17 protein-coding genes are annotated in these 24,327 nt (G+C 68.1%); 9 read left to right on the top strand and 8 right to left on the bottom strand.

The features are described from left to right. The first annotated feature begins 49 nt into the window (after positions 1-49). A complete protein-coding gene (locus BN2503_RS15890; protein WP_139235492.1) occupies positions 50-1,447 on the top strand; it encodes a hypothetical protein in 1,398 nt (465 codons plus the stop codon). A 35-nt stretch (positions 1,448-1,482) separates the two neighbouring features. On the opposite strand, the gene BN2503_RS15885 is transcribed toward BN2503_RS15890, so the two are convergent. Continuing rightward, positions 1,483-2,226 (bottom strand): hypothetical protein, encoded by a 744-nt coding sequence (locus BN2503_RS15885; RefSeq protein ID WP_054257615.1) that lies wholly within the window; start codon positions 2,224-2,226, stop codon positions 1,483-1,485. A gap of 59 nt (positions 2,227-2,285) precedes the next feature. Next, positions 2,286-3,608, bottom strand: coding sequence for a sigma-54 interaction domain-containing protein (locus BN2503_RS15880; RefSeq protein WP_054257614.1), 1,323 nt, complete (start codon positions 3,606-3,608; stop codon positions 2,286-2,288). A 219-nt stretch (positions 3,609-3,827) separates the two neighbouring features. Here BN2503_RS15880 and petA point away from each other — a divergent pair, with 219 nt between their 5' ends. Together petA and ccoG are read left to right on the top strand one after the other, a co-directional pair. Next, entirely contained in the window at positions 3,828-4,436 is a 609-nt protein-coding gene (gene petA, locus BN2503_RS15875) for a ubiquinol-cytochrome c reductase iron-sulfur subunit (RefSeq protein ID WP_054257613.1), read from the top strand. A gap of 42 nt (positions 4,437-4,478) precedes the next feature. Continuing rightward, positions 4,479-5,891, top strand: coding sequence for a cytochrome c oxidase accessory protein CcoG (ccoG, locus tag BN2503_RS15870; protein ID WP_054257612.1), 1,413 nt, complete (start codon positions 4,479-4,481; stop codon positions 5,889-5,891). Between the two features lie 144 nt (positions 5,892-6,035). Here ccoG and BN2503_RS15865 read toward each other — a convergent pair whose 3' ends face one another. Continuing rightward, positions 6,036-6,509, bottom strand: a complete 474-nt coding sequence (locus BN2503_RS15865; protein WP_054257611.1) for a hypothetical protein — start codon at positions 6,507-6,509, stop codon at positions 6,036-6,038. Between the two features lie 10 nt (positions 6,510-6,519). Then, positions 6,520-8,565, bottom strand: a complete 2,046-nt coding sequence (locus BN2503_RS15860) for a S8 family serine peptidase (RefSeq protein WP_054257610.1) — start codon at positions 8,563-8,565, stop codon at positions 6,520-6,522. A 255-nt stretch (positions 8,566-8,820) separates the two neighbouring features. On the opposite strand from BN2503_RS15860, the gene BN2503_RS15855 reads away from it, so the two are divergent. The 5 genes from BN2503_RS15855 (at position 8,821) to BN2503_RS15835 (ending at position 17,469) form a co-directional block, all read left to right on the top strand. Next, positions 8,821-10,743 carry a TonB-dependent receptor plug domain-containing protein gene (locus BN2503_RS15855; protein ID WP_082366642.1) on the top strand — a complete coding sequence of 641 codons (1,923 nt, stop codon included), beginning with the start codon at positions 8,821-8,823 and terminating at the stop codon, positions 10,741-10,743. 56 nt (positions 10,744-10,799) lie between these two features. Continuing rightward, positions 10,800-14,873 carry a cobaltochelatase subunit CobN gene (cobN, locus tag BN2503_RS15850; protein ID WP_054257609.1) on the top strand — a complete coding sequence of 1,358 codons (4,074 nt, stop codon included), beginning with the start codon at positions 10,800-10,802 and terminating at the stop codon, positions 14,871-14,873. 5 nt (positions 14,874-14,878) lie between these two features. After that, positions 14,879-15,412, top strand: a complete 534-nt coding sequence (locus tag BN2503_RS15845; RefSeq protein WP_054257608.1) for a MotA/TolQ/ExbB proton channel family protein — start codon at positions 14,879-14,881, stop codon at positions 15,410-15,412. Further along, complete coding sequence (locus tag BN2503_RS15840; RefSeq protein ID WP_054257607.1) at positions 15,409-15,747, top strand: DUF2149 domain-containing protein; 339 nt, start codon at positions 15,409-15,411, stop codon at positions 15,745-15,747. The genes BN2503_RS15845 and BN2503_RS15840 overlap by 4 nt, the downstream gene beginning before the upstream one ends. A 108-nt stretch (positions 15,748-15,855) precedes the next feature. Then, positions 15,856-17,469, top strand: coding sequence for a M30 family zinc metallopeptidase (locus BN2503_RS15835; protein WP_233495103.1), 1,614 nt, complete (start codon positions 15,856-15,858; stop codon positions 17,467-17,469). A 52-nt stretch (positions 17,470-17,521) separates the two neighbouring features. On the opposite strand, the gene BN2503_RS15830 is transcribed toward BN2503_RS15835, so the two are convergent. Then, entirely contained in the window at positions 17,522-18,871 is a 1,350-nt protein-coding gene (locus BN2503_RS15830) for an IS4 family transposase (RefSeq protein WP_233495102.1), read from the bottom strand. Between the two features lie 300 nt (positions 18,872-19,171). Between BN2503_RS15830 and BN2503_RS15825 the strand changes: the two genes are divergently transcribed. Further along, positions 19,172-20,476, top strand: a complete 1,305-nt coding sequence (locus tag BN2503_RS15825) for a Glu/Leu/Phe/Val family dehydrogenase (protein ID WP_054257605.1) — start codon at positions 19,172-19,174, stop codon at positions 20,474-20,476. A gap of 69 nt (positions 20,477-20,545) precedes the next feature. Here the strand turns inward: BN2503_RS15825 and BN2503_RS20560 are convergent, their stop codons facing one another. The 3 genes from BN2503_RS20560 to BN2503_RS15810 all read right to left on the bottom strand — a co-directional run bounded on the left by BN2503_RS20560 (position 20,546) and on the right by BN2503_RS15810 (position 24,100). Then, the gene (locus BN2503_RS20560) at positions 20,546-21,604 is read right to left on the bottom strand and encodes a hypothetical protein (RefSeq protein ID WP_158447369.1); all 1,059 of its coding nucleotides are present in this window, start codon (positions 21,602-21,604) and stop codon (positions 20,546-20,548) included. Between the two features lie 168 nt (positions 21,605-21,772). After that, on the bottom strand, positions 21,773-22,801 hold the full coding sequence (locus BN2503_RS15815) for a homocysteine S-methyltransferase family protein (protein ID WP_054257604.1): 1,029 nt from the start codon (positions 22,799-22,801) through the stop codon (positions 21,773-21,775). Between the two features lie 45 nt (positions 22,802-22,846). Further along, positions 22,847-24,100, bottom strand: coding sequence for a hypothetical protein (locus tag BN2503_RS15810; RefSeq protein WP_054257603.1), 1,254 nt, complete (start codon positions 24,098-24,100; stop codon positions 22,847-22,849). Positions 24,101-24,327: the final 227 nt, after the last annotated feature.

The following is a 24,327-nucleotide window of genomic DNA, read 5'->3' as shown; positions in this document are numbered from 1 at the left end:
CTGGCAAGCGCTGAAAGCTCCTATTTCAAGAGCAAACCAGCGCCAACCCATGGCGCGCGGCGCCGCTGGCAGGCGCGGGCCACTGCGCGCGCCACACCTGCGCCCTGCCAAACAAACGTTGACGCTTCCCGGCTTGTCCAGAGAATCGACGGGATCAGCCATGCGCTGGAGCAGCCAACAACCATTTTTCAACGACGATGAACATGAACAGATATTCCCGATGGGGGGTGCGGTGTCGATGGCGGCGGTGCTGGCCGGCTGCGGCGGAGGCGGCGATGCAGTCAACAACGCGTTCCAGCCCGGCGATGCTCTGACCTTCAGTGTCGACACGGGCGACAACGGCCGCATCGAGCGCCATTTCGTGGTGCATGGCATCTCGCCTGCGGGCGACCTGGTGGCACACAGTGCGCCCGGGCTGCTGCCGGAGCGCTTTGTGATGCTGCCCGAGGCCACGCAAAAGTCCGACGCGCTCGATACCGCCACATTGCAGGCGTTCTACAAGCAGTTATGGCAGGCCATTCAGGCGCACCGGGGCAGCGGGGCGGACTCGGCGGTGGAGATCGACGATTTCGACGTGGACCTGGTGTCCATCTACCGCGACTTTCAGCGCTCTGGCCTGTCACTGGCCGAGTACGTCGGGTTTTATGAGCCGCTCGACCAGGAGCCCTTCTTTGCACAACAGGAAATGGCCGAGGAGGGTTTGCTGGACTTCCTGGCACACACCGGCTGGAGCGCCGGCGACTGGCTGCAGGCCCTGCAAACGAGGCAATGGGACTGGCCCCGCTTCCTGCAGCTCATGGCGCAACGGGGCCACAATTTCTCCGATCTTCAGGCGCTGCAAGCCGCGTGGAAGGAGGCCGGCATCGGGGACTTCGTCGCCCGCTACACAGGCTCTCCCCTGCTGAAGGCCGCAAGCAATTTCAATTTCCAGACCATCAATAAATCCGGCACCATCATCAAGGGCGGGGAATTCAAGGACGGATTTTCTCCCGCAATTCACTGGGAAGACCCAGGCAACGGGGCTTTCAAAAGTGCGTCTGCACGCTGCATGAACCACGCCGAGGTGTTTGGCCGCGCCAAAGTGTCCGCCGCGGAGATTTACTATGAAACCCATTGGAGTTCATCGCGGAGCGAACAAAATCCCGGACTCAGAATCATCTCGTTGTCGTTCAGGGCACCGTCTTACCCGCTTTCGGCGGTTCGCTCCACGGCCCCCCTCAATCCGTTTTCTTTCATGATGGCCCACAGCGTGCAAGTCCGCACCGAGCTGGTCAACCCGGAAAACGTGGGCAGCGTCAACGCGCCGAATATCCGCTTCCAAGTGCTGGCGAAGTACAGCGTCTCCAAGTTCTTCAACTCCCGCCACCTGGTGACCCAAACCACCTTCGAGACGGGCAAGGACACGGGCAAGGAGTACTGCACAACCAAGACCCTGACCACCCAGTAGCGGGCCGAGGCTGGCAAAAGCCGAGAAAGCCGCCGCTACCGCACCGGCAGGAACTGCAGGAACGTGCCCCCCGCCAGCCCCTGCACGTAGCCGATGACGGCACGGCGGTACTTCTCGGTCGTGACCTGGGCCAGCAGGTCGAGCCGCGCGATGATCTTGCCGAACTCGCGCTCGTAGCTCAGGTTGCGCTCCTGGGCGTTGATCTCATCGGCCAGCAGCAGCGGGCCGCCCCGGGCGTTGCGGCGCTGCGCCAGCATCCACACCGCCGTCTCCAGATTGCGCGCGGCGTTGTACAGGTGCTGCGCGTCCAGCCCGTCGATGAGGAAGAACTCGGTCTTGCCGCCGTGCGCGGCGATCAGCATGTCGGCCACGGCGTGGATGAAGGCGGCCACGCGGTCGTCGGCGTACTCGGGCGCGAGGGCCAGGGCCAGCGCGTCAATGTCGCGGCGCTGCTGCAGCGGCGCCCAGCCGCTGCGCTGCTCGATGGCCGTGCGCAGGCGCGCCACCGCCTCGTCACGGCCAGGCGCACCGCCCTTGCGCCATTCGGTGGGGTTGCGGCGGTAGAGCTTGTCGGCCAGGCGGTACAGCGCCTGCAGGTTCTCGCGCATGGCGATGGTGGCCACGCGGTTGATGTCCGACTGGCCCCACTCCCGCGTGCTGGCCTCGGCGCCCTGGACTTCGCCCTTGTGCGCGGGGGCGGGGGCAGCGCAGGCGCCCAGCAGCGCCAGGGCCAGCACGGTGCTGGCGGCGTGGGTGGGCGTGCGGATGGGGCGGTGCATGGCGTGCCATTATGAGCAAAATCGGGGCTTAGCCCTTTCCCAGCAAGCGCTAGCAGCTATCAAAGCTGCAGCGCGCGCAGCTTGCGGTACAGGGTGCGCGGGCTGATGCCCAGGGCCTGGGCCAGTTCGCGGCGCGTGCGGCCCGGGGTTTGCAGCGCGCTGCGCAGGGCGGCCGCCTCCAGGCTGCGCAGGTCGGCGCCGGGCGCGGTGCCGCCAGGGGCCTCGGGTGCGCGCGCGCCCTGGTCGAACGACAGCGCACGCGCCACGGCCGGGCCGGTGAGGGTGTCGCCGTCGGTCAGCAGCGCCGCGCGCTCGAGCACGTTGCGCAGCTCGCGCACGTTGCCCGGGAAAGGGTGCTGCACCAGGCAGCGCAGCGCAGCGGGCGAGAGCGTGAGGCGGCGCCCCGGCGCCACACGCTGCAGCAGCGACTCGGCCAGCAGCGGGATGTCCTGGGCGCGCTCACGCAATGCGGGCAGCTGGATGGGGAAGGTGCTGAGGCGGTAGTACAGGTCCTGGCGGAAGCGCCCCTCGCGCACCATGGCGCGCAGGTCACGGTGGGTGGCGGCGACGAGGCGGATGTCGGCGCGGCGCAGCTCGGTCTGGCCGACGCGCCGGTAGGTGCCGCCTTCAAGCAGGCGCAGCAGCTTGACCTGCATGGACAGCGGGATGTCGCCCACTTCGTCGAGGAACAGCGTGCCGCCGTGCGCCGCCTCAACCAGCCCGGCGCGCGCGGCGTGTGCCCCGGTGAAGGCGCCTTTCTCATGGCCGAAGAGTTCGCTCTCAAACAGCGTCTCGGGCAGGCTGGCGCAGTCCACCACCACAAGCGCGCGCGCCGCACGGCTGCTGGCCTCGTGCACGGCACGCGCGGCCAGTTCCTTGCCCGTGCCTGACTCGCCCAGCAGCAGCACGCTGGCCTGCGAGGGGCCGACGCGCGCGATCAGCTCGCGCACCGCCTGGAACGCCGGGCTGCGCCCGATCATGCCCTGCGCGCCAGCCGCCGCGCCGCTGGCGCTGGGCTGCGGCTCCATCTTTTCCAGGAAGTACTGCAGCTGGCCGCCCGGGCCGCGCAGCGGCAGCAGCTCGATCTGCACGTAGTCCTCGCCGCAACGCGTATGGTGCAGGTGCAGCACGCGCTCGCGCTGGCGGCTTTGCAGCGCGCGCGCCAGCGGGCAGCTCTCGCCCGCCTGGTCGCAGGGCACGCTGGAGTGGTGCGAGACCTCGTGGCAGGTGCGCCCCAGCACCGGCCGCCCCTGGCCATACTGGCGCAGGTAGGCGGCGTTCGCCGCCAGGATGCGGTAGTGCCGGTCGAACAGGATGTGCGGCTCGGGCAGCGATTCGAGCCAGGCGGTCAGGGTTTCGGGCAGGGGCGGGGACGGGTGCATAGGGGCAAGCGCGGCGGCGCGTGGCGTGGTCAATCTGCCATGGAGTGCCATCTACGGCAGCAGGCGCCGCCATTTTGACACCACCCATGGCACAGCGCTGTGCCACAGAAAGTGCAAGCCATTGCTGGGCATGGCTTTTTTGCCAAGGCGCGGTGCGGCACAGGCTGGCACGAGTCTTGAGTTGAAGCAAGGCACATTCGACGCACCAAGGAATCCGCCATGACCGCCCAGACCCTCCCGCCACTGCCCGCCGCCGATGCTGAGCGGCGCACCCTGCTCCAGGCCACGGCCACAGCGGGCGCCGTGGCCGCGGCAGCAGCAGCGGTACCGTTTGCCACCAGCTTCGCGCCGAGCGAGCGCGCCCGCGCCCAAGGTGCGGCCGTGGAGGTGGACGTGAGCACCCTGGCCCCCGGCGAGATGGTGACCGTGGAGTGGCGCGGCAAGCCGGTGTGGATCCTGCGGCGCACGCCCGAGATGCTGCAGGCGCTGGCGCAGCACGATGCCGCGCTGGCCGACCCCGAATCGCACAAAGACCAGCAGCCCGCCTATGCGCGCAACGCGCACCGCTCGATCCAGCCCGAAATCTTCGTGGCCGTGGGCATTTGCACGCACCTGGGCTGCTCGCCCACGCAGGTGCCAGCGGGCGGTGCGCGGGGCAACCTGGGCGCCGACTGGGATGGTGGGTTTTTCTGTCCCTGCCATGGCTCCACCTTCGACAATGCTGGCAGGGTGTACCGTAACAAGCCCGCCCCGACGAACCTGGAGATTCCGCCACACCAGTTCCTGAGCGCCACGCGGCTGCTCATCGGGGAAGATGCCCAAGGCTGATACCCCCCGTGCTTTCGACTTCATAACAACAGCAAGCCCACCATGACCACACCCGCGCCCCAGCAACAGCCGCCCCAAGGCAAGTTCATCCCGCTCTACCAGGCCAAGAACAAGGTCTACCCGCGCGCCATTGACGGCGTGTTCAACCGCTGGCGCTGGGTGCTGGTGTTCCTCACGCAACTGGTGTTCTACGGTCTGCCGTGGCTGCAGTGGGGCGAGCGCCAGATGGTGCTGTTCGACCTGGGCGCGCGGCGCTTCTACCTGTTCGGCCTCGTGCTGTACCCGCAGGACTTCATCTACCTCACGGGCCTGCTCATCATCTCGGCACTGTCGCTGTTCCTGTTCACGGCGGTGGCGGGGCGGCTGTGGTGCGGCTTCTCCTGCCCGCAGACGGTTTATACCGAGATCTTCATGTGGCTGGAGAACCGCATTGAGGGCGACCGCAGCACGCGCATGCGCCTGGACAAGGCGCCCTGGACCTCGTGGGAGAAGCTCTGGCGCAAGGGCCTGAAGCAGACGGCCTGGATCGCCGTGGCGCTGTGGACGGGCTTCACCTTCGTCGGCTTCTTCGTGCCGATCCGCCAGCTGGGCGGCGAAATCATGGCGCTGCAGGGCACCTGGCAGCTGTTCTGGGTGTTCTTCTACAGCTTCGCCACCTACGGCTTCGCCGGCCACATGCGCGAGCAGGTGTGCAAGTACATGTGCCCGTACGCGCGCTTCCAGAGCGCCATGTTCGACAAGGACACGCTCATCGTCACCTACGACACCCAGCGCGGCGAGCCGCGCGGCGCGCGCAGCAAGAAGGTGGACCCGAAGGCCGCCGGCTTGGGCGACTGCATCGACTGCTCGCTGTGCGTGCAGGTGTGCCCCACGGGCATCGACATCCGCAACGGGCTGCAGTACGAGTGCATTGGCTGCGGCCTGTGCGTGGACGCCTGCAACAGCGTGATGGACAAGGTGAACTACCCGCGCGGCCTGATCCGCTACGCCACGCAGAACGGCATGCTCCAGCGCTGGAGCAGCGCGCAGATGGTGCGCCGCGTGCTGCGCCCGCGCGTGCTGTTCTACACCACGGTGCTGGTGGGCCTGAGCGTGGCGCTGCTCACCAGCCTGAGCCTGCGCGTGCCGCTGAAGGTGGATGTGGTGCGTGACCGCGCCGCGCTCTCGCGCCTGGTGGCGGGCGGCCAGCTGGAGAACGTGTACCGCCTGCAGATCATGAACGCCACCGAGGCGCCGCAGCGCTACCGCATCAGCGCCAGCGGGCTGGAGGGGCTCACGGTAGCGTCGGAGCCTGAAGTGGAGATTGGCCCTGCCGAATCGCGCTGGGTGCCGGTGCTGCTGCGCATTCCCTACGGCAGCGCCAGCGAGGGCTCGCACGCGGTGCACTTCGAGGTGCAGACCGTGCAAGGCGCGGCGCATGTGACCGAGAAATCGGTGTTCCTGGTGCCCCGATAAGGCGCCGCAAGGGTTTCCCACGGCTGCCAGCGCGCAAAGGGGCGAGCGCTGGCAGCCGTTTTTTTATGGAATTCGACAAAAATCGAACTCCAGCCCTTGTCCATCAAGCGCTAGAAGCTATCAAAACAAGAGCAACTCTGCCACTCAATGCAGCTGTGGCTGGCTAAAGCGCACCGGCAAGTGCACCGTAGCGCCCGGCAAGGCCGCGCTGATCTGCGCCTGCGCGGCTGCGGCCTGCTCCAACGTGGCGTAGCGCAGCAGCGTGGTCTGGGTGTGCTCGTAGTACTTCACCGCCTGGGCCTGGGACAGGCTGGCGCCGAGCTGCTGGCGCACCTGCGCCGTGGGCAGGCCAACGATGAGCACCTCGTGGAAGGTGCGCCCGACCTTGCCGCTGGCATCCACCAGGTAGGAGGCGCGGCCATCGCCGCCAGCCTTCTGCGCCGGCAGCACGCGGTACTTTTGCCCGCCGATACTCACGCTCTGCAGCGGGCCCATGGCCTGGAGCTGCTGGGCATTCAACTGCTGGCCGGGCGCCAGGGCGGGGGCAGTTTGCGCCTGGGCGCTCATGCAGACGCAGGCGCACAGCGCCAGCACGTAGGGGGGAAAACGCAATTGCATCGAAGACTCCTCACTGAGCGATGACCCGCGCCTGCACTTGCAGCGTGGCTTGCGGGGCCGTGGCGCCTTCGGCGGGCGCGGCGGCACAGGTGGTGGTGGCGGTGCTCCAGCCGTCGGCGGCGCTCCAGTCGGCGGGGTTCAGGCGCGGATTCGACGCCACGGCGTAGATTTTCCAGGTGCCCTGGGCATTTTCCCCGTGGAAGGCGTAGCTGCCCAGGCCATAGCCGGTAAATGCCGCCACGGCGCGCAGCGGGTGCGCGAAGTGGTCCAGCGGCATCTTCAGCAGCGACTTGGTGCCCGAGGGCGACTCCACCGCGATGCCCAGCGAGCCCAGGCACAGCTCGGTGCCCGTCAGGCGCACCTGGAACTGGTCCACCGTCTGGCCGCTGCCCTGGAAGGTGCCCAGCAGGCTGACTTTCTGGTACTCGAAGCCTTTCAGGTCGGCCACGGCCGTGAACTCCGGCACGGCCTGCTGCGCGCTGCGGCTGCGTGCAGGCTCCTTCTTGTAGAGCAGCGCCAGTTCCACGGCCTTGGCGGCGTCGGGCACGCCGAAGCCGTACCAGTTGGAGTAGCGGTAGCCCGCTGCGTTGGTCTGCCAGCCCAGCTCCACGGGCACCTGGGTGGCGCCGGGGGCGATCTGGCGCTTGTCGGCGGCCTGGGGCAGCAGGGCATTGGCCTGCAGGTCAAACAGGCCGGCGTGCGGCTTGTCCTGGCGCGGAGCGCGGAAGCCGCGCGTGCGCTTTTCGTAGCCTTCGTCCACCACGCGCGCCGACTGGCGCAGGATGTCGCGCACGTCGCGCCAGGTCAGCGCCGGGTTGGCGCTGAGCATGAGCGCCACCACGCCGCTGATGGTGGGGGCGGCGGACGAGGTACCGTTCATGGTGCTGTAGTCGCAGTCCGGGTTGTCCTTCACCCCGGGCACGCGCTCGCTCACGCCGCGCAGGAAGGCGTTGGTTCTCTCGGGATTGGCGTCGCTGCGGCTGTAGCCCTCGGTGCACGAGCGGATGTCGGTGGAGAAGATGGTCGGCCCGTCGCCCGCGCGGCCCTGGGCGATCTGCTCGGCGCTGAGGCGGGACTGTTCGCCGTATTGGCCTGCGCTGGCGTACTCCCCACCCATGCCGGTGATCCACAGCACCGATCCGGTACTGCTGTAGCTTGCAGCCTGGCCCTTGGCGTTGAGCGCGGCGGTGACGATGACGTTGGGCTCCAGGTTCGTCGTGTCATTGCCGGAGTTCACGCAGCCATAGCCACGGGTCAGGATGCCGCAGTTGGCAAACGAATCTTCACTCAGACCGACCTCGTCGAATTCGTTGCCCGCCGACTTGACGAACACGATGCCCTTGCCGTCGCGTAGCGCCTTGAGCCCGCGCAACGCCGCCTGACCGGCATCGCGGTAAGGCACCGCGTCGGTGTCTTCTCCGTAGGCTGCATTCATCACATGCGCCTTGCGCGACCAAGCCGCGCCGCCATAGGCATCCAGGTAGTTTTCTTCGGTCGCGACCACGCCCGTATCGATCAGCGGCACCCCGCCGAGCTTGGCCAGCGGCGCCATGCCCATCACACCCTTGCCGTTCTGCGCCGCGCCGATCATGCCCGCCACGTTGGTGCCGTGCGCTTCCTTCTTGGGGGTGAGCAGCGGGTTGGGGTCGTTCTGCCCGGTCAGGAAGTTCCACGACAGGTCGTAGTCGGCGTTGGCCAGCAGGTCTTCGTGGCCCAGGTCCACGCCGGTGTCGATCACCAGCACGTTCACGCCCTGGCCCTTGATGCCCTGGCGGTGCACGGGCTCCACGTTCAGGTCGATGCCGCCGCCAAACGCCGCCTCGTCGGCCTTGCCCTGGAAGTAGCTCTGCAGGTAGTTCAGCGCCCACTGGAAGGTGTAGAGCGGCTCCGTCTCGCCGCTCTTGCAGGCGTAAGGGCCGGTTTCAGGGCATGTAGGGGCCGGGGCGGGGTCTGAACCGCCGTCCCCGCCACAAGCCACCATGGCCGCCGCCACCAGTGGCATCAGCCCGATGCGCAGGCGCAGCGCGGCGCGGCCTGGCTTTGTTAAATGACGCATTGCTGCTCCTTTTCGCAGGGTCAAGAATCGCCTCCGGGGGCGATACAGCGGCAGGTTATCGGACGCTGCTCCAGGGTCAAGATATTTGTTGCACATGGCGCGGCGGCAGATCCCCTTCTGGCGAGGAAAACATGGACACAATTAGTAATGCGAATTATTATTACTAACTTTAAACGCCACTGCGTCCCGCACCCGCCCAGCCCCACGCCCTTGCGCGTCCAGCCACCGCGGTTCTTCCTGCATGAAAGAACCCCTATGCCCGCTCCAACCCTGACCCGCACCGCCGCTCTGGCGGCCACGTTCGCGCTGCCCGCGCTCGCACAAGAAGCCGTGCCGCAGCCCCTGCCCGCCGTCACCATCACGGCCACGATGACCGAGCAGGATGCGCGCACCGCGCCCGCCAGCGTCACCGTCATCACCGCCGAAACGCTCGCCGAGCGCAACGCCGCGGACCTGCTGGACGCCGTGCGCGATACCCCCGGCATCACCTTCAGCGCACGCCAGGTGGGCGGACGCAAGACACTGGCTCTGCGCGGCCTGGAGGGCAAGCACACCCTGACACTGATCGACGGACGGCGCATCAGCGCCAGCGACGACGTGATCGGCCACTCGGACTACCAGTACGGCTGGCCGCCCCTCTCGGCCATTGAGCGCGTGGAGGTCATCCGTGGCCCGCTGTCGGCGCTGTACGGCTCCGAGGCACTGGGCGGCGTGGTCAACCTGATCCCCAAAAAACCCGGCGACCGCTGGACCGGCTCGCTGGGCCTGGCGGGCACGCTGCCGGCACAGTCCGACAGCGCGGCGCATGCCGCGCGCGCCTCGCTGTACGCCGCCGGGCCACTGGGCGAGCGCGTGCGCCTGTCGGTGCAGGCCGAGGGCGGCTACCGCGGCACTGTGGCCGAGGCGGCGGATCCACGCGTCAGCGAACTCGAAGGCAGCCGCCCGCGCAGCCTGGGCCTGAACGCCGAATGGCGGCTGGCCCCTGGCCACACGCTGGAGCTGGGTGCCGTGGACGGCAAAGAGCAGCGCCTGTACGACGATGTGAGCAGCGCGAAAAAGGCCTATGAAAACCGCTACGACCTCACGCGCCGCCAGGCCCATGCCGGTTGGAAAGGCGAATGGGACGGCTGGCGCACTCAGGTGCGCGCCTACCGCAGCGAAATGAGCGTGCGCAACGAGCGCACCAACGGCGTGGCCCCCACCCGCGCGCAGGACATGCGCGACAACGTGGTCGATGGCCACGCCACCACGCGCAGGGGAGCGCACCAGGTCACCTTCGGCGGCGAGTGGCGCAACGAGGAACTGGTCAACGCCGGACTGAAAAATGGCAGCGACAACGCCACACACAAGGCGCTTTTCGTGCAGGACGAATTCGCCCTTGGCAAGAACCTGCTGGCCACGCTGGGCCTGCGCGCGGACCACCACGAAATCTTCGGCTCCGAAATGAGCCCGCGCGCTTACGTGGTGTGGGAAGCCAGCCCGCAGCTGGTCGTCAAAGGCGGCTACGGCCACGCGTTCAAGGCGCCCACGCTCAAGCAAATCTCGCCCAACTACGTGGGGGCCGAGGGGCCGCATACCTTCATGGGCAACGCCAACATCAAGCCCGAAACCTCGAATGCCTTCGAGATCGGCGCCGACTGGCAGGCCCTGCCGGGCCTGGCACTGCGCGCCACGTTCTTCCACACCGACGTCAAGCAGCTCATCACCTACCGCCTCGTCCAGCAGGAAGGCTCGCGCCGCACCTACCTGTACGACAACGTCGACGCCGCGCGCATCCAGGGCCTGGAGGCCGGCGTGACCTGGGACGTGACGCCCACGCTGCAGTGGAGCACCGACGCCACGCTGCTGCGCACGCGCGACAAGACCACGGGCGAGGCGCTGTCCGACCGCCCCCGCACCAGCGCCTCCTCGCGCCTGGCGTGGCGCGTGGCCGGCTGGCAGGCGCAACTGGGCCTGGACTACACCGGCAGCCAGACCAGCAGCGGCGAACACCTGCCGGCTTACACGCTGTGGAACGCCAGCCTGGGCCGCGCCTGGAGCGTGGGCGACGGGCGCACGCTGCACCTGCGCACCGGCCTGCAGAACATCGGCAACCTGCGCCTGGCGGACAAGTCGCCCAGCTTCGGCTACGCCGAACAAGGGCGGCGCCTGTTCGTGAACGCCCGCCTGGACTTCTAGGACTCCTGACTTGATAGCTGCCAGCGCTTGCCTGGCAAGCGTTGGAGCCATATTTGATGCTAAAAAAATTGCTGCATTTCCTGCTGCTCGCGCTGTGCTGCGGCACCGCCCTAGCGCAGCAGCCCCCGGCCCAGCCCGCGCTGTCGCTGCTGTTCATCGCCACCGGCAACGTGCCCGCGGGCAAGTTCCGCCAGCTCGCCGAGATCGCCCGGCCGCACGGCCTGACCGTGCAGGTGCGCTACCTGCACCAGCTGCCACGCAACGCCGACGCCGGGCTGTGGCGCGGGTATGACGCGGTGTTCATCGACAGCTACCTACAGGACGCCGTGCGCGAGCACCTGTCGGGCGCGCTGCCCGGGCTCCAGGTGCCGCACGCCTGGCTGTACGACCAGCAGCCCGCCTGGGGCGGCGGCCTGCCCGAGTCCGTGGGGCGGCGCCTCGTGGCTTATTACACCAACGGCGGGCGGCAGAACTTCGAGGGCTTCTTCGCCCTGCTGGCCGCGCAGCTGCGCGGCCAGCCCGTGCCGGCGCTGCCCGCGCCCATCGTGTTCCCCAAGGCCGCCGTGTACCACCCGGGCGCGCCCGGCTTGGTGTTCGCCAAGGCGCAGGACTTCCTGCGCTGGAAAGGCGTGCCCACGGGTGCCGCGCCGGGCCAGCGCCCGCCCGTCATCGGCATCGCGCTGCACCAGCAGTACATCGCATCGATGCAGACCGCCTTCATCGACGACCTGATCGCACGCATCGAGGCCGGTGGCGCCGTGGCGCTGCCGTTTTACACGCCGATGATGGACCCGTCCAGCTTCACCCGGCTGCTGCAACCGGCGGGCAACGGCGCACCGCTGGCCGATGTACTCATCACCACGCAAATCATGCTCAACGGCGAGGACCGGCGGCGCGAGTTCAGCGCCCTGGGCATTCCGGTGCTGCAGGCCATGCCCTACCGCCGCGGCGGCGAGGCCGACTGGGCCGCCGACCCGCACGGCGTGGCGCTGATGGATGTGCCCTTCTACCTGGCCCAGCCCGAGTACGCGGGCGTGATCGACATCCAGGTGGCCGCCGCCACGCGCAAGAGCGACGACCAGGTGGTGCCCATTGCCGCGCAGGCCCAGGCCGTGGTGGCCAAGGCCCTGCGCTTGGCGCAGCTGCAGCGCAAGCCGAATGCCGACAAGCGCGTGGCCGTGATGTTCTGGAACTACCCGGCGGGCGAGAAGAACCTCAGCGCCTCGTTCCTGAACGTACCGCGCAGCCTGCGCAGCACCCTCGCCGGCCTGCAGGCCGAGGGCTACACCACCGAGGTGCCCGACGAAACCATGCTCACCGGCCTACTGCAGCGCCTCTTGGCGCCCAACTACCGCGAGGGCCTGCTCCAGCCCCTGCTGCAGGACGGCCTGGCCGCGCGCCTGCCGGTGGCGCGCTACCGCGCCTGGCTGAACCAGCTCCCGGCCGAGACGCAGGCTGCGCTGCGCGCCGCCGGCGGCGAGCCCGAGCAGTCGCCCATGGTGCTGCGCCAGGGCGGCGAGGCGTTCTTCGTCATTCCGCGCCTGCAGCTCGGCCAGGTCACACTGCTGCCGCAGCCCGGGCGCGGCCAGCCGGGGCAGGACAAGGAAAAGGCCATCTACCACTCCACCACCGCGCTGCCGCCGCACCACTACCTGGCCGCCTACCTGTGGCTGCGTGAGCAGCAGCAGGCCGACGCGCTGGTGCACTTCGGCACGCACGGCACGCAGGAATGGCTGCCGGGCAAGGAGCGCGGCCTGTCGGTGCACGACGCGCCGCTGCTGGCGTTGGGCGACCTGCCGGTGGCCTACCCCTACATCGCCGACAACATCGGCGAGGCCACGCAGGCCAAGCGGCGCGGCCGCGCGGTGATCGTGAGCCACCAGACGCCGCCCTTCGCCCCCGGCGGGCTACACGCCGCGCTGACGCGCATGCACGACCTGCTGCACCAGTGGCAGGCGCAGGACGAAGGCGCCGTCAAGGAACGCCTGGCCGCCGACCTGCTGGCCGCCGCGCGCGCCGAGCGCGTGATCGCCGACATGGGCTGGACCGAGGCACGCGCGCAGGCCAACTTCGCCGCCTTCGTGCAGGAACTGCACACCCACCTGCACGAACTGGCGCAGACCGCACAGCCCCAGGGCCTGCACACCCTGGGCCAGGCGCCCGAGGAACTGCACCGCCTGGCCACGGTGCTGCTCATGCTCGGCCCCCCGTTCTGGGAAGCCGCCGTGCGCCAAGCCGGCGTACCCGCGCAGGATCTGGACGAAGCCCTGGTCGGCCCCTGGGACCAACTGGCGCAGACCGCGCCCTACCAGCTGCTGCAGCGCCACGTGATCGGCAACGCGCCGCTGGACGGCCTGCCCCCGGCGCTGCGCGACGCGCTGGTGCAGGCACGCCAGTACCACGAGCACCTGGGCGCGCAGGGCGAGATGCGCGGCCTGCTGGCCGTGCTGGCGGGGCGGCACATCGACACCTCCTACGGCGGCGACCCGATCAAGAACCCCGATGCCTACCCCACGGGCCGCAACCTGTACGGCTTCGACCCCTCGCGCGTGCCCACCAAACAGGCGTGGGAGGCAGGCAAACAGGCCGCCGACAACCTGCTGGCCGAGCACCGCCGCCAGCATGGCCGCCAGCCCGCCAAGCTCACGTTCAGCCTGTGGTCGGTCGAGACCATGCGCCACCAGGGCCTGCTCGAAGCGCAGGCCCTGTGGCTCCTGGGCGTGGAGCCGGTTTGGGACGAAGGCGGGCGCGTGACCGGCGTGCAACTGGTGCCGCGTGAGACGCTGGGACGCCCGCGCGTGGACGTGGTGCTGTCCGCCACCGGGCTGTACCGCGACCACTTCCCGAACGTGATGAAGCAGCTCGCCCAGGCGGTACTGCTGGCCGCGCGCGCCAACGAGGCCGACAACCCCGTGGCCGCCAACGCGCGCCGCATCGCGCAGCAGCTGATCGCGCGCGGCGCCGATGCGCAGGCCGCCGAGCAGGCGGGCGCCACGCGCATCTTCTCATCCGAGAGCGGGCGCTACGGCACCGGCCTGGACGATGCCACGCTGGCCACCGACACCTGGAAAGGCAAGGCCGAAGGCGACCGCAAGCTGGCGCAGCTCTACCTGTCAAAAATGCAGTTCGCCTACGGCCCCGACGAAAAGCAGTGGGGCAGCGCCGGGGTGGCGGGCGTGAAAGGTGGAGCGGACGGCGGCGCTGGCGTGAACCTGTACGCCGAGCACCTGCGCGGCACCGAGGGCGCGGTGCTCTCGCGCAGCTCCAACCTCTACGGCATGCTCACCACCGACGACCCGTTCCAGTACCTGGGCGGCATCTCGCTGGCGGTGCGCCACCTCGACGGCAAGGCGCCCGAGCTGTACATCAGCAACCTGCGCGGCAGCGGCGCCGGACGCGTGGAGGGCGCGGCGCAGTTTCTGTCGAAGGAACTCGCCACGCGCCAGTTCCATCCCGGCTACATCCAGGGGCTGATGAAGGAAGGCTACGCCGGCACGCTGCAGGTGCTGGACGCCACCAACAACTTCTGGGGCTGGACGGCGACGGCGCGCGAGATCGTGCGCGACGACCAGTGGCAGGAAATGGCCGACGTGTACGTGCGCGACAAGCACCAGCTCGGGCTGCGCCAGTGGTTCGAGCAGAACAACCCGCACGCGTTGGCACAGACCATGGAGCGCATGCTCGAAGCCGCGCGCCAGGGCTACTGGCAGACCGACGCAGCCACGCTACGCGAACTGAAGGAGCGCTGGCGCGACCTGGCGCGGCGCTTCGACGTGCGCACCGACAACGCCGCCTTCGCCGCCCTGGTCGGCGCCAAGGCGCAGCCCGGCACGGGCTACGGGCTGGACGCGCCCGCCGCCGCCCGGCCCACAGCCACCGCGCCGCCCGCGGCCGACAACGCGCCGCCGCCCGAACCCGCAGCAGCAGCAGCACAGCCGGAACCAGAACCAGCCCCGCCGCCGCCCGTCTCGGGCCTGCTGATGCAGCCCGTAACGCCGCCAGACGACACACCGCCGCCTGGCACACCGCTGCGCGACCTGGCCTTCGGCCTGCTGCTGGCGGCCCTCACCCTCGGCGGCGCCTGGCGCCAGCGCGCCGCCGCCCACCGATTCATCTTGCAAGGAGCCTGAAAACCATGAACACCCCCATCGAAGTGGCGATGTACGACATCAGCCAACTCTTCCTCTACCCCGTGCTCATCGCCATCGCCGCACTGTTCGCGCACGCTTTCTATGCGCTGGGCGCCTTCGCCTGGCAGGCCGTGGCGCGCCTGCGCGGGCAGGCGGCGGGCTTCGAGCTGCAGGCCGTGCGCGCGGCGCGACCGGGTACCACGGTGGTGGAGCTGGAGACACTGGCCGTCAAGCGCCTGGAGTTCGCGCGCATCGCCACGCGCGTGGCACCCATGCTGGGCCTGGTGGCGACCATGATCCCCATGGGTCCAGCGCTCAAGGCGCTGGCCGACGGGCAGCTCGCCGACGTGTCGCGCAGCCTGATGGTGGCGTTCTCGGCGGTGATCCTGGCGCTGCTGGCGGCCGCCATCAGCTTCACCGTGGTGAACGTGCGCAAGCGCTGGTACGCTGCCGACCTGGCCGCCATTGAGCAGGACATGGCCCCCGCCCCACCAGCCCATGCCGAAGGGCTGGCCCCGCTGACGGAGGCCACGGCATGAAGCACCTGCGCCTGATGGACGAGAACGAGGGCGATGACCCGATTCTCTCGGTGGTGAACCTGATCGACGTGTTCCTGGTCATCATCGCCGCGCTGCTGCTGGCCGTGGCGCAGAGCCCGGCCAACCCGTTCAGCGCCGAGCAGGTCACCGTCATCAAGAACCCTGGCAAGGAAAACATGGAGATCATCGTCAAGGACGGACAGAAGATCGAGCACTACCAGGCCAGCGACGAGATCGGCGAGGGCCAGGGCGCCAAGGCGGGCGTGGCGTACAAGCTCAAGGACGGTTCCATGGTCTATGTGCCGGAGCCGGGCGCGACGTCCGCGCCCCCCTGAGAAATCCTCCGCCGCGCGCGGCGGCGCCCCGGTATAGTCGCCCCGGTCACATGGCGATGCCCGCACCGTGCAAGGGCCGTCGCATCATTCTTTCCGGGAGGTTTTGTGATGAACATGCAGCGCGTGCGCCACGGCGCATCCATCGTCGCCCTGGGCTTGCTAGCCACCGCCTGCGGCGGCGGCGGTGGCGGCAGCGACCCCACCCCGCCCGCCCCCGTCTCGGCGCTCACGGCCGCCTGCAGCGGCGCCTTCTGCGGCGCCGCCAGCAACACCCGCTACAGCGGCGAGGGCGTGGGCGTGTGGAGCTACACCAACGCCAGCGACAAGGAAACCAGCATCCCCGTGGCCCTGGAGAACGTGGGCCAGCGCGCCGTGACGCTGGTCTACACCAACCCCAACGCGCCGGGCGTGCAAATGCCGCTCCTGACGCTGACACCCGCCACCACGGCCAAGGCGCAGCAGCACGGCGATGCGCATGCGCACCACAACCAGATCCCCGAGGCCGTGCGCCAATTCGACGTGGCCGCCTACCTGGACAAAGCAGGCACCGGACAGCCTAAAGCCGCCCCAGCCAAGGCGGCCGTGGGCGCACAGCGCAGCTGGTACATCAACGTCGACAAGATCGAGCAGCGCACCGCCACGCTGAAGCGGCAGAAAACCTTTGCCGACGGGCGCGTCATCAACCTGTGGCTCGAAGACGCGGAGGCCGGCGCGGGCAAGATGACCGATGCCATGCTCGACACCTTCATGGAGCGCTTCGCGCGCCCGGCCAACTCCGTGTACGGCCTGGTCACCGGCCTGGCGGGCCAGCCCTGGGGCGCCCACGCCTACAACGACCTGATCGCCGCCGAGCAGCCCATCGACATCGTGTTCGTGAACTTCGTGCCCGACGGCAAGCCGTATGGCCTGCTGGGCTACTTCTGGTCGCTCAACAACCTGCAGGCCAACCCGAGCGACGAGCAGCTCAAGTACAGCAACGAGTCTCTGTCGTTCTACATGGACACGGAAACGGTGTACCTGGACCTGGCCAAGGGCATGGACGTGCAGATCAGCACGCTGGCGCACGAGTTCGTGCACATGGTCAACTTCTACCAGCGCCGGGTGCTGCGCGGCATGTCCTATGGCTTCACCACCTTCCTGGAAGAAATGTCCGCCGTGATGGTCGAAGATGTGCTGGGCGAACGCATCACCCCCGGCTACAACACCGCGCGCGACGAGCACGTGCCCGCCTGGCTGGCCCGTTCGGGCTTCAACTGCGACCCGACCGAATGGAGCGTCGACAAAACCTGTTTTGGCTACAACGTGGTCGGCGCCTACGGGGCCTACCTGCTGCGCCAGTACGGCGTAGGCTTCTACCAGCAGATGCTGAAAAACACCTCGTCCACCGATTCGTGGACGGTGCTGGACAACGCCATCACCACTGCCGGCGGCCCGGGCCTGGCCGGCACGCTGCCGCGCTGGGGCGCCAGCATCGCGCTGTTGCCCGGCGCTGCCAGCCCGCAGGGCTACGGCTATCCGCAGCGCAACGATGCCAGCGGCTTCACGCTCGTAGGCATCAACGGCCCGGACTACGCCCCGGTGCGCCAGTTGCCCAACACGGTGCCCCCCACCCTCGCGGGCCATGGCCACTTCCCGCTCACGCGCCAGGCCAACGACAAAGGCGTGTACCAAGAGCAACTGAGCGTGCCGCAAGGCACCACGCTGACGGTGATCGTGCAGTAACAGGCTGCGCAGTCACTCGATCAACGGCCCCTCCAGGGGCAATGCCGCTCAGTTAAGCCTGAGCGGCCTTTTTCTTGATGGGGTAGTGAGTTTTGGTCATTCGCACCTCACGCGGATACCGTCTTTCGGATCTGCGAGGCGGCAGCACAAAGCGGCGGATGTTCTGGCGCATGGCCTTGAGCTTGCCCGGGATGGCCCCTGGGGTGCGCGAGCTTGAACTCCACAGCCACTCATCGACGATGTAGCGCAAGGCCGTGATGAAGCTGATGCGACAAGGCTGCACCTTGGCCTCATCCGCAATGCGCGTGATCTCCAGACGGATCAGGTTGTACATCAGCAAGGTGGCCCACAGTTCCTGCTTGACCCCCTGTGGCTGCTGGCTGCGCAGTGTCATGGTCTGGCGCAGCATGTCCGTCTTCATCTCCCCGTAGGCCAGTTCGATCTCCCAGCGCTCGTGGTACAGCGCGAACACCTCATCGGCCTTGTAGCGTGCGGGATCCATCAGGGATGTGAACAAGGTTCTAGGCTTGCCATCGAGTTCGCGTGTGATGGCTCGCACTTCCCACGTGAGCGGCAGGCCTGGGTCTTTCTTGCGCGCCTGGGGCGAGACCTTCATGCGCAGGCTCACGTCGCCGGGGCCGTGCGTTTGCACCACTTCGCCTTTGAGTCCTGCGCGCGCGGGGATCAGCCACTGACGCCCCTGGCGGTGCTGCAGCGGCCACAGCAGGCCCGCCGAGTAAAAGCCCTTGTCCACGATCACCAGCGAGTCGGCTGGCAGTTGCGGCCACAAGCGTTCAGCCAAGGTGTATTCGCTGGTGTCGTAGGCATCCACGCTGGCGTCCACCAGCAAACGCGCTCTCGCATCCAGCAGGCAGGCCATGCGTACCAGCGGGAAGGGGCTTTGATGCTTGGCATGGTTGCGCTGGCAGCCAAAGTGCTGCCGGTTCTCTTGCGTGTCCGGGGTGCGCCAGACGACGCCATCCAGGGCATACAGCGACAAACCTTGCCAGCGATGGCGCCCGGCCTCCCGATGTGCCCAGTGGGCAGCGGTGTGTCGAAACAGCCATTGCAGGGGTTCACTGCCCAGGCGCTGACGGGCCTGGCTCAGCGCGCTGGAGCTGATGCCTTCATTGCCCTGTCCAGGCAAGGCCAATTCCAGTACCTCAGCCACATTCACAATGGAGCGATCCCTGAGCAAGGCCACGCCCAGTACCAGCCACAGGGCTTGCTCCATGGGCAAGCGCCGCTTGCGCAGTGTCGCTACACCCGTCATCTGCAAGGCCTGCTCGATCCACTGCTGAGGGATGTTGCTTTGAACGACGCCCCATTGCTCGGGGCTCGCAAACTCGTGGGTATCGCTCAGGTACTCTTGCAGCAGCATCGGCCATCCGCTGGCCGACACGGGCCAGCTCAGTTCATATGGCCCCTACTTTACAAACAACAAAGGCCCCGAGGGGCCTTTGCTTAACTTAGCGGCATTGCCTCCAGGGGCCGTTTTTCATGGCCGCAACAATTTAGAAGAAAAAGGCTTCAAGCGCTTATCCAGAAAGCGCTTGAAGCTCTCTTTTTGGGAGCATGAAAGTGCCCCTTCCCGGCAAAGGGCCTATGCACGCGCCGCATGGCAGCCAAACACAGCCGCCTTGGACAGCGCAAAACCCGGGGAGTAAGCTGCGTGGCTTGACTTCCACAAGGAGACCTCTTCATGTCGAACCCATCCGGCATCGCCACGGCGGCACACCCGCTGCCTTCCTACCTTGACCCCCAGCACCTGGGACCCTGGGGCATCTACCTGCAGCAGGTGGACCGCGTCACGCCCTACCTGGGCAGCCTGGCGCGCTGGGTGGAAACGCTCAAGCGCCCCAAGCGCGCGCTGATCGTGGACGTGCCGATCGAGCTGGACAACGGCACCATCGCCCACTTCGAGGGCTACCGCGTGCAGCACAACCTGAGCCGTGGCCCGGGCAAGGGCGGCGTGCGCTTCCACCAGGACGTGACGCTGTCCGAGGTGATGGCGCTGTCGGCCTGGATGTCGGTGAAGAATGCCGCCGTGAACGTGCCCTACGGCGGCGCCAAGGGCGGCATCCGCGTCGATCCGAGAACCCTGTCCACGGGTGAGCTGGAGCGCCTGACGCGCCGCTACACCAGCGAAATCGGCCTGCTCATCGGCCCGACCAAGGACATCCCCGCGCCCGACGTGAACACCAACGGCCAGATCATGGCGTGGATGATGGACACCTATTCCATGAACGTGGGGGCCACCGCCACCGGCGTGGTCACGGGCAAGCCGGTGGACATCGGCGGCTCGCTGGGGCGCGTCGAGGCCACGGGGCGCGGCGTGTTCACCGTGGGGGTGGAGGCGGCCAAGCTCACCGGCCTGGCGATTGAGGGCGCGCGCGTGGCGGTGCAGGGCTTCGGCAATGTGGGGGGCACGGCGGGCAAGCTGTTCGCCGAGGCCGGCGCCAAGGTGGTGGCCGTGCAAGACCACACCGGCACCGTGTACAACGCCAGCGGCCTGGACGTGCCCGCGCTGCTGGCCCATGTGAAGGCGCAGGGCGGCGTGGGCGGCTTTGCCGGCGGCGAGCGCATGGCCCCCGAGGAATTCTGGGGCGTGGCCTGCGACATCCTGATTCCCGCCGCGCTGGAAGGCCAGATCACCAAGGACAACGCGTCGCGCATCCAGGCGCGCATGGTGATTGAAGGCGCCAACGGGCCCACCACTCCCGAGGCCGACGACATCCTGAACGACAAGGGCGTGCTGGTGCTGCCCGACGTGATCGCCAACGCCGGCGGCGTGACGGTGAGCTACTTCGAGTGGGTGCAGGACTTCTCCAGCTTCTTCTGGACCGAGGACGAAATCAACGCCCGCCTGGTGCACATCATGCAAAACGCCTTCGCCGCCATCTGGCAGGTGGCGCAGGAGAACAAGGTGAGCCTGCGCACAGCCACCTTCATCGTCGCCTGCAAGCGCATCCTGCACGCGCGCGAAGTGCGCGGGCTGTACCCGTAATACAAGCCAAATCAGCCTCCAGCGCTTGCCAGGCAAGCGCTGGCAGCTATCAAAGCAGGAGTCTTGGCGTCACGCCACGGGCGACTCTGGGTCAACCGCCTCGGCAGGCAGCACCGTGCGCAGCGCCAGGCAGAACGGCTGCTCGCACGGCGCCCGCCCGGCGTAAGGGCAGCCCTGCGACTGGCATAGCTGCGCCTCGTGCTCGCGCACCCGTTCTTCGTCCTTGGGCACCTGGCCGCTGGCCTGCAGCGCGGCCATGAGCAGCCAGGGGTCGCTGCGCGCTTGCAGCAGTTCACGGGCGTAGAGCGTCGGCTGCGCCAGCGGCTGGAAGTCCAGCGTCAGCAGCGCGCTGGCCCGTGGCGCTGCCGGTGTGGCCGGCTGCAGCACCAGCGCCCAGGTGCCCGACTGCAAGGCCTCGGGCTTGCCGGCGAACGCCGCCGCCAGCGGCGGGGCCGCGCCGCCTGCAGGCGCTGCCGTGGGTGGCTGCGGCTGGGCCTGCAGCCAGGGCTGGGGCACGCGCAGCGTGAGTGCGAAGCCGCGCGGGCCCTGTTCGGTCTGTACCACGCCCTGGCGCACCAGCCAGGTCTGCAACGGCGGCAGGTCGGGCGGCGCATGCTCGCCATCGACCTGCGGCAGCAGCGCTGCCGGCCAGGGCTGCACGGCCAGCACGCGCTGCGGCTGCGCCGGCGCCGTGAGCTGCTGCACCAGCATGGAAACCATGGCGCGCAGCGGCGCACCCACGCCCGTGGCCGGCCAGGGCGGCAGCACGGGCGCCGCTGCGCCCTGCGGCAAGACGGGGCGGCCTAAAGACGCAGCCAGCGGCGGGGGTGCAGCCGCACCCGGTGCTGCACCTGGTGCCACACCGGGCTGGCGCGGCGTGCCTGCCGCGCCCGGGCCACTGGCCAGCCAACTGGCGCGCGCCTGGGCGGACAGGCTGACCTGGTCGGGCACCTGCGGCGCGGGCGGCAGCGGGGTCGGCGCCCCTGCCGGCGATGGCACGGCCGACGGGCTGGGCGCGGGCAGTGGGGTGTCGCGGCTGGCACCCAGCAGCGCGTTCTGGCGCTGCAGCGCAGCCTCGGCCAGCACCAGGGCTGGCGGCTGCGGTACGGGGGGCAGGTTCACGGACATGGCGGCTGTGCGGCAGGGGGCGGTATCGCCCCGCATTCTGCGGCGCACGCGCCAGCCTGGCTAGGCCTTTTCAAAAACCATAGCTGCCAGCGCCTAGCTGGCGTGCTTTACAGCCCTTTTTACCTGTGAGAACGAACCAAGGGGCAAAGCGCCCCCGGGGGTGCTCTCTCACTCGCGGTAGAACAGCGGCCGGGTCTTGACGCCCTGCACCGCCTGGGCGATGGCGGCGATGTGGTCGGGCGTGGTGCCACAGCATCCCCCCAGCACGTTGACCAGGCCCTCGGCGGCGAACTCGTGCACCAGGCGGCTGGTGACTTCGGGCGTTTCGTCGAAGCCGGTGTCGCTCATGGGGTTGGGCAGGCCGGCGTTGGGGTAGCAGCTGATGAAGGTGCCCTGCGCGGCCTTGGCCAGCTCCTGGATATACGGGCGCATCAGCGCCGCGCCGAGGGCGCAGTTCAGGCCGATGGTGAGCGGGTTGGCATGGCGCACGCTGTGCCAGAAGGCGGTGACGGTCTGGCCGCTGAGGATGCGGCCCGAGGCGTCGGTGACGGTGCCACTGACCATGATGGGCAGGCATTCGCCGGTCTGCTCGAAGGCTTCATCCACGGCGAACAGCGCGGCCTTGGCGTTGAGCGTGTCGAAGATGGTCTCGACCAGGATCACGTCCGCGCCGCCCTCGATGAGCGCCAGCGTCTGCTCCAGGTAGGCGGCGCGCAGCTGCTCGAAGGTGACGTTGCGCGCGCCGGGGTCGTTGACGTCGGGGCTGATGCTGGCCGTCTTGGGCGTGGGGCCGAGCGCGCCCGCGACAAAGCGCGGCTTGTCGGGCGTGGAGAACTTGTCGCAGGCGGCGCGCGCCAGCCTGGCGCTTTCCAGGTTCATCTCGCGCGCCAGGTGGGCCATGCCGTAATCCTCCTGCGCGATGGAGGTGGCGCCGAAGGTGTTGGTCTCGATCAGGTCGGCGCCTGCGGCCAGGTAGCCCTCGTGGATGTCGCGGATCACGTCGGGGCGCGTGAGCGACAGCAGCTCGTTGTTGCCCTTCACATCGCGCGGAAAGTCGGCGAAACGCGTGCCCCGGTATTGTTCCTCGGTGAGCTTGAAGCGCTGGATCATCGTGCCCATGGCACCGTCAAGGATGGCGATGCGCTCACGCAGGATGGCGGGGAGCTGCTGGGCGCGGGTGTAGTGGGGGGCTTGCATGGGGCACTATTTTAGGAAGCCGGGCCTTGCATGGCCCGGCCTAGGTTACTCAGCCTGCAAACGTGCGGCCAAGATTTGCGCAGCTTGCAGAGCTTGCTGGCGAACGGACTCTTCCACTGCGGGGAGTTCAACTCCATCCACACCGTCCACGAACATGGTGCCGCCTACATCGTCGTCGTAGCTGGAGCCATCCTCGTGAATGGCCCGGTAGTCGTCTTGGGTGAGATCCTTGCCCAGCAGCTTGGCGAAATGGAACCAGGTCCATGCCTTGAGCGGGTCATCCGCATGCCACGTTTCTATGAGTTCCCGCAGCGCCCGCATATCACCGCGCTCGGCGGCCACCGTCAGCCAAGCGGGAGTCCATTCATAACGGCCGACGCGCTGGGCCAGGTCAGCAATCCACACCGGATCTGCCAGCACTCTGGGCGCTTGAAGGTCAAAGAAGCGGCTGTCGCCATACCGGTCCGCGAGGACCAGCAGCGCATCGTGCTGGCCCAATGCGGCAGCGGCGTTGAAGTGGTCGCGGGCGGAACTGCAACGCTCGGCCTGCTCGCGCGATGCCGCAGCGCGTTGCTTGACGCGCTCGACATAACCCTGTGCCCATTCCAGTTCAACGCCCTTCAGAACCTCGCCCTTTTGCTGGCGTTCGTACCAGTACAGACCGGCATGCGAATCGGACAACTCGTCCATTACTTCGTCGGCCTCATCGTCTTCATGGAGATCGCAATTCATACGAATTCCGCGCTCAATCAAAAGTCCTAGCGCCAGGTGGGCGCGCCCTTCGCCCTGCCCAGCCGCAGTTTTCAGGGACTGCAATACAAACGAACTGTCAAGGCGCAAGGGCTCCGGGTCGTCCGGCCAGGCGTTGGGGTCGTTGTCAAGCGCGGTCTCCAACACCTCGTAGTAGGCATCGTCGCGTAGCGTTTCGCGGTACAGCTCCCGGTTACCCGACAGCAAGGCTGACAGGATGTCTTCCCATGGCACCAAGCCCAGAGCCTGCGCCGCCATGTCTGTGCACAGCGCGGCAGCCAGCGGCTCGCACCCTTGGCGGACCACGCCCAACGCCTCGGCCCGCGCTGCGCAAAGTCCCGGATGCAGGGTGCCATAGTGCGCCAACAACGGCTGCGATGGCAGTGGGCACAAAAGGCCCTGGGCTTTCAAGGCGGCATGGGAGCCGAGTCCCAAGGCTGCGGCCATCAGTTCGTAAATATGGGAGCGCTTGACGACGGTGCCGCTGGCACCTACAACCGCCTGTAGGCGGGCTTGTGCGTGGTGCGCAAACGAGGAGATATTGTTCATGTGAACCCTTTCTTCAGCGAGCGCGTATCAGCCGGGAAAGTGCACACGTTTAAACCCAGCCGCGCGCTCTGTGAACAGAGGTCGCATGACATCGTCAAGGTTGAGAAGACTGCCTGTTTTTGCTCGTGTGCAAGCAGGGTGGGCACCAGGATGCATTGTAGGCCGATGATCGGCACTGGCACCCTAGAGCAGAACCACACGAGGGCACAATAGTGAGTTTTGTGCCC

It is taken from the genome of Paenacidovorax caeni, assembly GCF_001298675.1.
Classification (GTDB): Bacteria; Pseudomonadota; Gammaproteobacteria; order Burkholderiales; family Burkholderiaceae_C; genus Paenacidovorax; species Paenacidovorax caeni.
Note: the sequence above shows the minus strand (reverse complement) of the source record. Positions and strands in the feature narration are given on the sequence as shown.